The sequence below is a fragment of the Nocardia sp. NPDC049935 genome, assembly GCF_055586645.1.
On the sequence record NZ_JBVJHV010000001.1, the window covers coordinates 1,160,898 to 1,173,615 of the forward strand.

The 12,718-nt window shown below is 70.9% G+C and carries 9 protein-coding genes; 3 read left to right on the forward strand and 6 right to left on the reverse strand.

The window, feature by feature from the left end:
* Positions 1-3 precede the first annotated feature (3 nt).
* From ACZ6SF_RS05470 to ACZ6SF_RS05485, 4 genes are all read right to left on the reverse strand, one after another.
* Positions 4-1,542 carry a DUF4153 domain-containing protein gene (locus ACZ6SF_RS05470; protein WP_466060751.1) on the reverse strand — a complete coding sequence of 513 codons (1,539 nt, stop codon included), beginning with the start codon at positions 1,540-1,542 and terminating at the stop codon, positions 4-6.
* A 70-nt stretch (positions 1,543-1,612) separates the two neighbouring features.
* Positions 1,613-2,560, reverse strand: a complete 948-nt coding sequence (locus tag ACZ6SF_RS05475; protein WP_466061352.1) for a HAMP domain-containing sensor histidine kinase — start codon at positions 2,558-2,560, stop codon at positions 1,613-1,615.
* Between the two features lie 146 nt (positions 2,561-2,706).
* Complete coding sequence (locus ACZ6SF_RS05480; RefSeq protein WP_466060752.1) at positions 2,707-3,408, reverse strand: response regulator; 702 nt, start codon at positions 3,406-3,408, stop codon at positions 2,707-2,709.
* A 74-nt stretch (positions 3,409-3,482) separates the two neighbouring features.
* Positions 3,483-4,424 (reverse strand): patatin-like phospholipase family protein, encoded by a 942-nt coding sequence (locus tag ACZ6SF_RS05485; protein ID WP_466060753.1) that lies wholly within the window; start codon positions 4,422-4,424, stop codon positions 3,483-3,485.
* 303 nt (positions 4,425-4,727) lie between these two features.
* On the opposite strand from ACZ6SF_RS05485, the gene ACZ6SF_RS05490 reads away from it, so the two are divergent.
* Positions 4,728-6,056, forward strand: a complete 1,329-nt coding sequence (locus ACZ6SF_RS05490; protein WP_466060754.1) for an alpha/beta hydrolase — start codon at positions 4,728-4,730, stop codon at positions 6,054-6,056.
* The gene (locus ACZ6SF_RS05495) at positions 6,053-8,539 is read left to right on the forward strand and encodes a phosphatidylglycerol lysyltransferase domain-containing protein (RefSeq protein ID WP_466060755.1); all 2,487 of its coding nucleotides are present in this window, start codon (positions 6,053-6,055) and stop codon (positions 8,537-8,539) included. The genes ACZ6SF_RS05490 and ACZ6SF_RS05495 overlap by 4 nt, the downstream gene beginning before the upstream one ends.
* Before the next feature lie 13 nt (positions 8,540-8,552).
* Here the strand turns inward: ACZ6SF_RS05495 and ACZ6SF_RS05500 are convergent, their stop codons facing one another.
* Positions 8,553-8,915, reverse strand: coding sequence for a cupin domain-containing protein (locus ACZ6SF_RS05500; RefSeq protein ID WP_466060756.1), 363 nt, complete (start codon positions 8,913-8,915; stop codon positions 8,553-8,555).
* 350 nt (positions 8,916-9,265) lie between these two features.
* On the opposite strand from ACZ6SF_RS05500, the gene ACZ6SF_RS05505 reads away from it, so the two are divergent.
* Positions 9,266-11,089 (forward strand): hypothetical protein, encoded by a 1,824-nt coding sequence (locus ACZ6SF_RS05505; RefSeq protein WP_466060757.1) that lies wholly within the window; start codon positions 9,266-9,268, stop codon positions 11,087-11,089.
* A 673-nt stretch (positions 11,090-11,762) separates the two neighbouring features.
* Here ACZ6SF_RS05505 and ACZ6SF_RS05510 read toward each other — a convergent pair.
* Complete coding sequence (locus ACZ6SF_RS05510; protein ID WP_466060758.1) at positions 11,763-12,467, reverse strand: YoaK family protein; 705 nt, start codon at positions 12,465-12,467, stop codon at positions 11,763-11,765.
* Between the last annotated feature and the right edge of the window lie 251 nt (positions 12,468-12,718).

A 12,718-nucleotide genomic window follows, 5' to 3' on the forward strand; every position in this document is an offset into this window, starting at 1 on the left:
GTGTCACCGGGCTCGCATCCGGGCAAGGTTCCAGCTGTTCCAGGTGTCCGTTTCGAGCCCGGAGCCGAGCCGGTCGCGTAGTTCGAGACCGAGACCCGCCGGCAGCCGGTCGAGAGCGGGGACGATATCGACCGACATTCCGGCGAGATAGTCGATATCCAGTTCCTCCCCGCGCTGCCAGCGGTCGATATTCCCGGAGGCCACCAGGGCCTCGGGATTCAGGACGGCGAGCAGGAGCAGCGCGGCGACGGCGGTGCCGGCGGCGGTGCGCGGCAACCAGGTCGCCTCCAGGCGCAGGACAGCGACGATCACCAGGAGATAGACGATGCCGAGCCAGAGCTCACAGGTGCCGACCAGCAGTCGCAGCACCGTGAATCCGTAGGCCTGCTGATAGGTCCACATCCGCCCGAGCGCGGACGCGATCATCACCAGGGTGAGCCCGCTGATCGCGCACAGGACGATTCGCAGCCACTGCCGGTCGGCGGCCGAATCCCGGGCGGCCCGGTGCAGGACCGGCAGGATGACGGCCAGAGTGAGCACGGTGACCGCCGACAGCTGCCAGAATCCACCGCGGGCGTACTCCGCGTAGGTCAGCCCGGCGGTGCGCTGTACATAGTCGTCGCCGCCGAACAAGGCCACCAGTTGTGCGCCCACGAAGACCGTGAACACCGCCGTCAGCGCGCCGACCGGGAGACCCCATTCGAGCCGGGCCAACGTCTTGTCCGGGCCCTTATCCGCCGTCGCCGCCTCGGTACGGGTGCGGGCGAGCAGATAGAACGCGCCCAGACAGCCCGCGGTCGCTGCCAGGAACAGCACGATCCAGCGCACCGCGGCATCGCTGTTCACCTGTGGGATCAGCCCTTCGACCAGCGCGGCGAAGGTGGCGTCGGCGCCGGCCAGCAGCGGTACGAACACGGCGAGCAGTCCGGCGGTGACGGCCACCGACACACCGAGTCGCCGGGTGGCCGTGCCCGCTCGCCGCGGCCGCCCGTCCTGGGCGGCGTATGCCCAGGCGAGGCCGCCGAAGGATGCCAGCGGGACCGCGATCGCGTCCCGGAGAATCCCGCGGCCCGACCGCCGATCCACCACCGCGAGCGATCCGGCCACGGTCGCGGCGGCCAGGCACAGGACGAACAACCACTCGGCGGCCCGGAAGGTACCGACCGCCAGCAGCGCCAGTGCCGATATGGACCAGAACAGTCGTTCCCGATACCGGTTCGTCCCGGCCGACCGGTCTGCGTCCGGATTCGCCGTCCGATGCGCGCGGCGGCGGACCACGATCACCGCGCCGGCGGCGGCGGATCCCGCGAGCAACCAGCCGATTCCGGGCCGGTCCACGGGGACCGCGGTCGCCGCGACCAGACCGGCGATCCCCGCCGCGGGCAGCGCGCCGGAGGTATAGGCCACCCGCCGCCAGCGGGGCGGCGGGGCGGGTGCGGGCAGATTCGAGGGTCCCGCTGCCGTGCCGGGGGCGGTGGCATCCGCCGCTTCCGGTGCACGGGTCTTCGGCGCCGTGTCGTCGGAGGCGAGTCGTCTGGGCATGGTGGTGCTCCTGGGGGTGTGCGGGATCGCCCCGGGGCCGAACGGCTTCCGGGTGCGGGGGTGGGGTGGGTCAGAGGTCGGGTGTCCGGGCGGAGGGGAGGACGACGCGGATACGTGAGCCGGGACCGGTCACGGCGATGGAACCGTGGTGCAGTTCGATCACCCAGCGTGCGATGGCCAGGCCCAGGCCGGTGCCGCCGCCGTCGGTGCGGCCGCCGCGGGTGAAACGGTCGAAGATGTGTTCGCGTTGATCGGGCGGGATACCGGGGCCATCGTCGTCGACATCGATGGCGAGGCCGGTCCCCGTGCGGTGGGCCCGCATCCGCACCGCACCGCCCGCGGGGCCGTGCCGGGCGGCGTTGTCGAGGAGGTTCACCAGCACCTGATGGAGGCGGGCGCGATCCGCGTAGACGGTGGCACCGGCCGGGTCCGTTTCGCTGTGGAACCGGATACCGCGGCCGAGTGCCGCCGTCATGACCTCGACCTCGGCGGTCACTTCGGCGAAAAGGGGTGCGACGGCGAACTCTTCACGCTCCAGCGGGACGGCGCCCGCCTCGATACTCGACAGGTCGAGGAGTTCGGAGACGAGGCGCCCCAGCCTCTCGGTCTGGGCGAGCGCGGTCTCGAGTGTCCGGGGGTCGGGTTCGGATACGCCGTCCACCAGGTTCTCCAGCACGGCGTTGAGCGCGGTGATCGGCGTGCGCAGTTCGTGCGAGACATTGGCGATCAGATCGCGGCGCTGCCGGTCGGCCGCGGCGAGATCGGCGGCCATCCGGTTGAACGCCTCGGCCAGCTGGCCCACTTCGTCGCGGGAGGACGCGCGGACGCGGGTGGTGTAGTCGCCGCGGGCCATCCGGCGGGCCGCGGCGGTCATCTCCCGCAACGGCATGGTGATGCCGTGGGCCAGGAACTGGGAGGATACGAGTGCGATGAGCATGGCGGCGAGGGTGGTCATCGGTGGCAGCCAGCCGATCCGCAACCGGAACCAGCCGAAGGCCAGGCCGCCGGCGAAGGTCATCAGAATCGCCAGTTTGAGTTTGAGGGAGCGGATCCGGTCCAGGGGCCGGGGCAACGCCGCCGCCACCCGATTCGATATCCGGCGCAGGGTGGGCACCGGGCCCGGTTCGCCGTCCGCGGTCGCGGGCCGGGGGGATACGTGGCGCGTCATCGTGGCTCCAGGGCATAACCGACGCCGTGGACGGTCCGGATCAGGTCGGCGCCGAGTTTGCGGCGCAGCGCCTTGATATGACTGTCCACCGCCCGGGTGCCCGCGGCATCGGCCCAGTCCCATACCTCTTCGAGCAGGCGCTCCCGGGCGAGCACCGCGCGGGGGCGCCGGGCCAGCCGCGCGAGGAGGTCGAATTCCAGTGGGGTGAGCTGTGCTTCGACTCCGCCGCGCCAGACCCTGCGCTGGTCGGCGTCGATGCGGAGATCACCGACCACGGTGATCGCGCCGTTGCCCTGCCCGGCGCGCTCGACGCGGCGCAGCAGCGCGTGGACCCGTGCGGCCAGGACCCGCAGCGAGAACGGTTTGGTCAGATAGTCGTCGGCACCCACACCGAGACCGATGAGCTGGTCGGTTTCGTCGGTCCGCGCGGTGAGCATCAGGACCGGGACCGAGCGTTCGGCCTGGATGCGCCGGCACACCTCAAGCCCGTCGTAGCCGGGCAACATCACATCGAGGACGACGAGATCGGGCGTGAAAGCGCCCGCTGCCGCGACGGCGGCCGGGCCGTCGTGCGCCGTCTCGACCGTGAAGCCCTCGGCCCGCAGCCGGGCAGCGACCGATTCCGCGATCGTGGGTTCGTCGTCCACCACCAGGATCCGTCGCGCCGTACCTCCCCCGGCCGGTGCGTTCTGTTCCATGGTCGGCGAGCCTATCGACCGCGTGTGGAGAGAACCGGTACCAGTTGTGGAGATTCGGTGTGCACGGGCCCGGACTACCTCGGTGCCGGCCGTCCGGCGGCGGCCAGCGCCCTGGCGACGGCTTCCGGTGCGTGCACCGTGGCGGCGTCGAAGGCGGCGCGGCGGTGCCCGTGGTTCATGAAATTCCAGCCGAGCCCGCGCATATCGGCGGGTCCCGGCATGATCGGGACCACGGTCCGGCCGTCCGCGCGGGCCAGCGCGATCTCGCGCCGCAAAACCGCCGACATGGGGTTGCGCAGCAGTCGCTGTTCCGCGAGCCCGCCGGGACCGGGCGCGCGGACACCGGCCGCGGAGGCCATCGGGGCGATGACGTAGATCTCGTCGGCTTCGCCGGGGCCGATCAGATCGACCGACGCGGTGGACGCGGCGCCACCGTCCACGTAGACCCGCCCGCCGATCGATACCGGCGGCATCCACGCGGGTACCGCCCAGGACGCGCGCAGCGCCTCCCCGGCCGTCGCGACGGGTGCGCCGGGGGCGCCGAAGACGACACGTTCCGCCCGCCGGGGGTCGTAGGCCACCATCCGCGCGCCCGGATGCGGCAACCGGCCGTCGGGTCCGGCGACCGAATCGGCGAGCCGTTGCAGCCACCGGGCGTCCCCGCGCCCACGCGGTGCGATTCCGGTGACGCGGGTGTGCCCGCCCCCGGCCTTCAGCAGTCCGGCCGGTGCGAGTGGAAGGGGAGCGGGCACGGGCGGGACCCCGGCCGGAGTCGCGGCGATATGCCGCCGGAGAACGGGATCCTCGGTGCGGCCGGTGTGCATCTCCACCAGATCTCGGGCGCGGTACCCGCCGGCGAGCAGGGTGACCAGTTCGGCGCCCGCGGAGGTGCCCTGCAGGATATCGGCCTCGCGGGGGTCCCAGGCCAGTTGCTCGGCGAGTGCCGCGAGTGCGGCCACGGCCCAGGCGCCGCCGATGGTGCCACCGCAACCGATGACCAGGGCCCGCCGGGTCACGATCGCACCGCCGGCGCCGCGCCGGTGGCGACCGTGGGGTCGCGGGGGTCCGGGGTGGTGCTCCTGAATCCGGCCATCGGCATGGGCGTACTCCTTCGGTCCGGCGGTCGTCCGGGAATGCGATGTCACTTCTGGAATGACGTGTCATTCGCAGCGTAGTGCCGGTTGCCGGTGCCACGCCAGGACGTGGCGCGTGATCCCCGGATGCCCGTCCCGGATGGACCGGCCGACCCGGCGTCGCGGGCGACCGGCCGCCGGTGTCGGTCATCGGTGCGGTCGCGGTGCGCTTGCATACTGGGTGTCATGTCGTGGACCGGGCCCGTCGAGCCGATACTCGATCTGCACGTGACCACGACGGCGGCGGTCGGCGTGTTCGCGCTGGTCGCGGCAGTGGGACTGGCCGTGCTCGCCGTCCGGCGCGGCCGTCGCCGGCTGGTCGTCGGAGTCGTCACGGCCGTCGCGGTGGCGGTGGTGACCGTGGTCGTGGCCGCCGTGCTGATCGACAAGGTGTGGCGGCCGTTCCCCGACCCGCTGCCGCGCAGCGTCTATCTCTGGTCGGGCGCCGCGGTGCTCGCGGTCGCGTTGCTGGCCGGCCGGTGGTTCGCCCGGCGTCGCGACCGGGCGCGTCCGGCGGTCGCTGCCGGACTCCTCGCCGCGGCCGTCGCGGTGGTGATCGCCGCGGCCGGGGGAATCAACGCGGTGTACGACGCGTATCCGACCGTGCGCGAGGTGGTGGGTCTCAGCGATTACCGCACGGTCCCGTTCGACGCCGCGCTGGCGCCGCAGGCGGGTGCGCCCGGCCCGCGGCCGGGGGAGTGGGTGGCGCCCGAGGATCTGCCGGATACCGGTGCGGTGACGAAAACGGCCATACCGGGCGCGGTCTCCCGATTCTCCGCCCGGGAGGCGCGGATCTATCTGCCACCGGCGTATTTCGCCACTCCGCGCCCCGCGCTGCCGGTGCTCGTGCTGCTGGCCGGCCAACCGGGCAGCACCGACGATTGGCTGGTCGGCGGCAGGCTCACCGAGATCATGGACGACTACGCGGCCGCGCACCGGGGACTGGCGCCCGTCGTCGTGCTCGCGGACGGCACCGGTAGCCGCCTGGGAAACCCGCTGTGTGTGGATTCGCCGCTCGGTAACGCGGCCACCTATCTGGCCGTCGACGTGCCGCGGTGGGTCCGCGAGCATCTGCAGGTCGACCCGGAGCCGCGTGCGTGGGCCGTGGGCGGGCTGTCCTACGGCGGCACCTGCGCCCTGCAACTGGCCACCACCCGCCCCGAGGTCTATCCCACCTTCCTCGATATGTCGGGACAACCCGAGCCCACGCTGGGCGATCGGGACTCGACGCTGCGGGCCGCCTTCGGCGGCGACGCCGCGGCCTTCGCGCGGAACAACCCCGCCGATCTGCTGGCCCGCCACCGCTATCCCGATTCCGCCGGCGCGTTCGTGGTGGGCCTGGAGGACGCCGAGTACCGGCACGGAATGGAACAACTCGCCGCCGCGGCCCGGGCCGCGGGTATGGATGTCCACCTCACCGAATTGCCCGGGGCGCACAGCTTCGCCGTGTGGTCCGCCGGACTCGAGAAGGAGATGCCGTGGCTCGGCCACCGACTCGGCCTCGACGCGTCATGACGCACCGGATCGTCTCCGGGGCCGCCCGCGCGCCCGTGGCCCTCGGCCTGCTGGTGGTGATCTGGATTCTGGCGGCGGCGACCGGCGCGTTGCGCCGCGGCCCGTCGCCCGAACTCGCGTCGAACGTCTCGCTGGGGATCCGCACGTTCACCGAAGGCCATGTGTGGACGCTGTGGACTTCGGGCCTGTTCGCCTCCGGGTTCGGCGACTACGTGCTGTCGAGTCTGTTCGTCCTCGCCGTCGCGGTACCCGTCGAACAGCGGATCGGCAGCCGCCGGTTCGCCGTCGCGGTGTTCGTGTCCCAGGGCGCGGGCGCGGGCCTGGCGCTGGTAGCGGCCCAGATCGCCGCGGCGGTGCCGAACTCGTGGGGTCTGGAACTGCACGGGCATGTGACCGAGGAACCCCTGCCCTGGGTTCTCGGCGCGCTGCTCGCCGCCACCGCGGCCATGCACACCCTGTGGCGCCGCCGGATCCGCACCCTGCTGCTGGTGGTCCTGGTGACCGCCGCGTTGTTCGCCGGGCATCTCCAGGACGTGACGCGACTGTCGGTCGCGATGGCGGGACTGCTCCTGGGCCCGGTGCTGTTCGGGCGGGCCGCGCGCCGGCCGGCGCTCGGCGGGACCATCCGGGAACGCCGCACCCTGGTCGCACTCGTCGTCGCGGCCAGTGTCGCCGGTCCGATCCTGGCGGTGTTCTCACCGCACGCCATCGGGCCGCTGTCGTCATTGCGGGAACTGTTCGACCAGGTCCCCTACAGCGCACGTGAACTCGTCGACGTCTGCGCCGATCCCGCCCTGCACGACGAATGCCGCCGCGGGCAGCGGGCCCTGAGTCTGTCCGGTCTGGGCCCGCTGATGATGAACCTCATGCCGTCGCTGGTGCTGCTCGTCGGCGCCGAGGGGTTGCGCCGCGGCCGGCGCGCGGCGTGGCTGCTGTCGGTGGGTGGGCACGCGGCGCTCATCGTCGTCGCCGCCGCCAGCGCCGTCGTCCGGATCACCGAACAGGACCAGACGCGTTCGCTGCTCTACGGGATCCACCGGCACAGCTCGGTGTACATGGAATTCGCTCCGCTGCTCGCGCTGGTGGCGGTTCTGGTGCTGCTGCTGGCGACGAGGCGTCTCTTCGACGTCCGCGCGCCGCGCGGAACCTACCGCCGGGTCTGGCGGGCGACTCTGGTCGTGGCCGGCACCGCCCTCGTCGCCTATGTGGTGTCGGGGACCCTGCTGGGCGACGGATTCGACCGGGAGCCCGGTATCGCGACGCTGCTCCGCGATGCGCCGCTGCGGCTGCTCCCACCGGTATATCTCCAGCTCTTCGAGCCCCCGGTACTACCGCTGACTCCCGCGGCGACCGTACTGTTCGAATGGATCGGCGTACTGGTGTGGGCGGTGTTCTGCGCCCTCATGCTGCGTAGCTTCCTCACTCCGCCGTCGGGGTACGACCTCGGTGGCGAGCGGCGGGTGCGGGAACTGCTGCACGCACCCGGCGGCGGATCGCTGTCGTGGATGAGTACCTGGGCGGGCAACAGATACTGGTTCACCGCCGACGGGCGGCATGCCGTGGCGTATCGCGTGCATTCCGGTGTGGCGCTGACCGTCACGGATCCGATCGGCGATCGCGGCGGGCTCGCCGAGGCGGTCGACGAGTTCGCGGCCTTCTGCCTCGGTAACGGCTGGACACCCTGCCTCTATTCGGTCGGTCACGACACCGCGGCCCTGGCGCGCGACCACGGCTGGAGTTGTCTGCAGGTGGCGGAGGAGACCCTGATCGAACTGGACGGCCTGGCGTTCAAGGGTAAGAAATTCCAGGACGTGCGGACCGCGCTGAACCGGGCCGGTAAGGAAGGGATCGAGGCGCGCTGGACGACCTACGCCGAGGCCCCGCTGTCGGTGACCGAACAGATCGTGGATATCTCCGAGGAATGGGCGGCCGACAAGGGCCTGCCCGAAATGGGGTTCACCCTCGGTGGGCTCGCGGAACTCCGTGATCCGGAAGTGCGGCTGCTGCTGGCGGTCGACGCGGACGACCACGTGCACGCCGTCACCTCGTGGCTGCCGGTGTTCCGCGACGGCGCCCCGGTCGGCCTGACCCTGGATTTCATGCGCCGCCGGTCGGACGGGTTCCGCGCCTCGATGGAATTCCTCATCGCCTCGGCCGCGTTGTCGGCCGAGGCGGAGGGGCTCGAATTCCTCAGCCTGTCCGGCGCACCGCTGGCCGCGGCCGATCCCGCCGAATCCGATCTCGATCGCGGCACGCTCGACGCCCTGCTGGATCTGCTGGGCCGCACCCTCGAACCGGTCTACGGGTTCCGCTCACTGCTGGCCTTCAAGGCCAAGTTCCAGCCCCGGCACCGGCCGATGTACATGGTGTTCCCCGATCCCGCGGCGCTGCCGGCCATCGGAATCGCGATCGGCCGGGCGTACCTTCCGCATATGTCGCTGGAGGAGAGCGGGCAATTGCTGACCCAGCTGCTGCGCCGCTGACCCGGGAGGTCCGTTACGGTTTGGCGTAATCGGCGAACCCCTGCCAGTCGATCATGACGCAGGGCTCGTCGCCGACGATCCAGGCGTCGTGACCGGGCGGGACGCTCATGAAATCGCCGGGCCCGTACTCCTGCTTCTCACCGTCGTCCATGACCACCACCATGTGCCCGGACACGCAGTATCCCGCGTGCGCGGCCTGGCAGCTGTCGGTCTGCGCGATCGGTTTCACATGTTCGGACCATTTCCAGCCGGGCTCGAAAACTGCGCGGCCGACGGGACCGGAGTCGAGGTTGACCAGATCGAGCCTGCCCTTGCCCGCCTCGAATCTGCGGGTCTCCTCGGGTGATTCGAAACTCTTGCGCACCAAACCGGACATGATTCGTGCTCCTCGGTGTCGCCTTCCCTCGTATCGGATCGTGGGGGCTTCGCGGGAACGCACACCGGGATGCGTGCGAGGGTACTCGCGCCGCGGCGCGCGCCCGCCCCTGATTGGTGATGTGGATCACATTCTACTGTCGGCCGGAACAGGGCGGCAAGACGGCAGATGAGTCCGGAGCGCCGACGGCCCTCGTGTTCCCGGCTTCCCATCCAGGAGAGTTCTCGCTGCTCGCGCGGCGAACGCCGACAGCACAGACTGTAGGGATGTCAGTGTGAGTCCACCGTGGGTATCGGCCGGGCTGATGAGTGGGTCCGGCCCGACTGCTGCGACGACAAGCGGAGAGATCGGTGAGCCGGACCCCGAAGGTAGACGTGGGCGAACTGCGCATTCTGGTATCGACCATGCGGCAGTTGATCGCCGAGGCCTCCCGGGTCACCGCGGAACTCGAGGCCGCCCTGGCCGCGGTCGAGGAGGTTCCGGGGCCTACCGTCGCCGCGGTCTCCGCGACGGACCGCCGGGGTTCGTCCGCGCGGGTATCCGCCGCTAGAAGTGCGCACGGCCGCGCGGTCGCGGACCCGGCCGGTGCGCAGGCGCGGGCCGGTACACCGTGGTCGCGGAAACGCGCGGCCGTGGCCGCGCGATCGTCGGCGCCCGATACGGCTGCCGCCGCTTCGCCGGCGATGATTCCCGAGCCCACGCCCGTCGTCGGGACCGCGGCGCCCGCACCGGATGCGGGCACGATGCCCGACATCGCAGCTCACTCCCCGGCAGGCGCCACGGGTGAACCGAACCGGCCCACCGTATCCGTGCGGAAGGGCGGCGAATCGGGTGTGTCGTCTCCGGAGGGCGGAGAGGTGGCGGCCCGGCCGCCGGTGGCAGTCGCTGTGCCGTTGCCCGGGGCCGGGATGATTGTCGCGGGTTCGGCCCGGCCGTCGGCGGCAGCGGGGGGACCGGAGTCGTCGGTCGAGGCAGGGGGCCGGGCCGGGCGGTCCCCGGTCGATGCGCAGGACGGGTCGGTGCGACCCGTGGCGGCCGGTGGTCCGGCGCACGAGGTGCGGCGTCCGCCGCGGGTTTCCGAGTTCGGACTGCTGCCCGCGAAGGCGGCCGGGCGGCGGCCCGCGACCACGGGGACCGGCCCCGCGACCGTGGCCGGTTCGACCTCCGGCCCGGTGCCGGCCGGTTCCACCTCCGGTCCAGTGCCGGCCGGGTCTTCCGCCGGACCGGAGACGGCCCGGCCGACACCGGGACAACCGGTCGAACCCAACCGGCCGGAGCCGATGGTGCCGCAGCGGGCCGATTCCGGCGGGCCGGAACTCCTTCCGTCCCGCGCCGCGCAGGTGCCGCAGCCCGGCCGACCCGAATTGTCGTTGCTGCGGGATCCGGAAGCGTCACCGGACGGGTCCTCGACCGCGGGGCTCTCCCGCGGTGTGGACCCCTCGGTCGAGGTCTCGCCGTCTCCGCTGCGGCTGGTGGGCGATTCGCGGTGTGCGGCAGAGCCGGTCCCACCTGCCGCTCCGGGGATACCGGTCGTTGCGCGGGCGGCCGGTGACGGCGCGGACTCCGAGGCGATCGGGCTCGTCCGGGAGATGGCACTGAGGTATGGGCTGGAAATCCGGGGGTTCGATATCCACCCCGTCGATACCGATATCGCGCGCGAGATCATCGCCGCGGTGGACGTGCTGTTCGCGAAGTACACGGTCGCCCTGCGCGGTATCGAGATCGCCGAAAAACGCGAGGACACACTGCGCCGTGAGCGCCGCAAACCGCCGGAACCCGGCGAGACCGCCGCTCCCCGTGTGTGGATCACCCTCGCGGCGACCGAGCTGGCGGATGCGGGCGCCCCTGTCCCGGCAGGTCAAGCCAGAAAGCTGTTCCGCCGAGCCGATCCCACCGCCCGGCCGGTGTACGCGGCCGTGGTGCGCGCGTTCGGTGCGGCACTGGACGAAGCCGGCGGCCACCGGGCACGGCAGGAGGCGTGGCGGATCCTGATGGCCGATTCTCTGGGTGGTGGCCTGAATCTGGGGCAGGGTCTGCTCGATCCCGCCCGCGCGCTGATCGACGGTTTCGTGGAGGTCGAGTTACTGGGAAAGCGCGCCGGGGAAACGGCTGCGATGCTGCACGAGGCGCTGGTCAAAATGATTCGTGCGAAACCGGAGGAGACTTCGGCCTGATATCCGTTCACGTTCATCGTCACAATTCGATGGTCGTTTTTGGCATTGTGTACGCAATTGAATGACGGAGTGGATCGGTGCCGAATTTCGATACCTGGCCCGTTATTACTCCGGAGAGGTGTCTAACAATCACGAAAACCCGGCAGGAGAAACTCTGCGGTAATGGGGATATCATCTCCTGTCCCGGTCTGTGACAGGCGTTTGGTCGGGCTCGTACCTGCCGGAATCGCTCGTATATAGGACATTTGTAGGGCCGGTGACGCCGGATTGTTCACCGGACCGTTTTCCGATGGCGGGGTCCTGACGGTGCCGATTCCAGGTGTTAGTCTGCAGACGTGGGCGCTCCAGAGAAAGGGGTGTCCTCGCCGGACGATGGCTCTGTCGGTAGCTGCGTGCGTATTCCAGTCGTTCACAGCCTGTTGTTACGAGGGCTTCGTCGCTTTCGCGGTTTCTTTACCGGAGAATTATCCCATCATTTCATCGGAAGAAGAGAGAACGTCATGAGTGCAGTAATCGGTCTAGGCTCCGCGGTCGCCGGGCTTGCTGTCAGTGCGGCATGGGCGCTACTGGGCCTGGTCTTCTGAGAGTGGAGGGTGCCCTCGCCGGTGGCGCCGCGGGTGAGCCGCTCTCCCCGCGGGCGTGCCGGCGTCCGGCACCCCAGGTCCGCATCGCGTCATTCCTCGAACGGGCCGTGCCGATCCAGATGCAGATACGTGTAGCCGGTGACGGTGAGGCATACGAGAGTCGCGGTGATCAGCATCGCCCAGCCCGCGACCAGTAGTCCGAGTAAGCCGCCCGCGAGGGCGCCGAGCGCGAAAGCGCCGTACAGCAGGAAGTATCCGAGCCAGTCCGCGTAGTCACCGCCGCTGGCGTGGCGTTCGATGCCCTGCCCCATTTTGACCAGCGTGCCGGTCACGTAGCTGAGAGGCACCGAGACCTCGTCGTTCTTGATGAACGAGGTGTTCAGCGCGCCCACTCCGAAGGCCACGAAAAGGATGGGCACGAAGTCGATATCGTCCGGATTCCCCTGGTAGAGGACGAGATCGGTACCCGCGCCCACCGCCAGGCAGACCGTCGTCAGCAGGGTGGGCCCGTGTGGATGCCGGGCCCAGTAGTGCCGCCGGCACCACGACGCGACGACGACCCCGGCCACGAACGCGGTGATCAGCGCCAGCGCGGCCGCGGCCATATCCGCCTCGTCGCGGAACCAGCCGAGGACCGCGCGCTCGGTGTTCCCCGTCATGAACGTGACGAAAAACCCGGCGGTATGGGTGAACGCGGCGGCGCCGATCAAACCGGCCAGTGCGGCCAGTGCCCAGGACAGCCGGGCGTCGGCGTCGAAGAGTGCCCGGCGGCGTCCGGCGTCCGGTTTCGGCACGGTGGGAGCTCCTTCCGCGCGGTACCGGCCGCTCGGGGCGCGGGCCGGCCGCCGACGGAATTCTCCTGCGGCGGTCGAGGGCGCACCGGACACCGGGTTCCGGACGGCGTGTCGGGCGACCGGGCACAGCGGGGCCGCGAGTTGCGGCGAGCACGTGCGTGTCTGCCCGCCTCGCGACCACCGGGCTTCTATCCTGTGCCCGACGGGTCGGCAGGCCGGAAAGGCGCTTTCGCGTGCGCCGATGCCGGTGA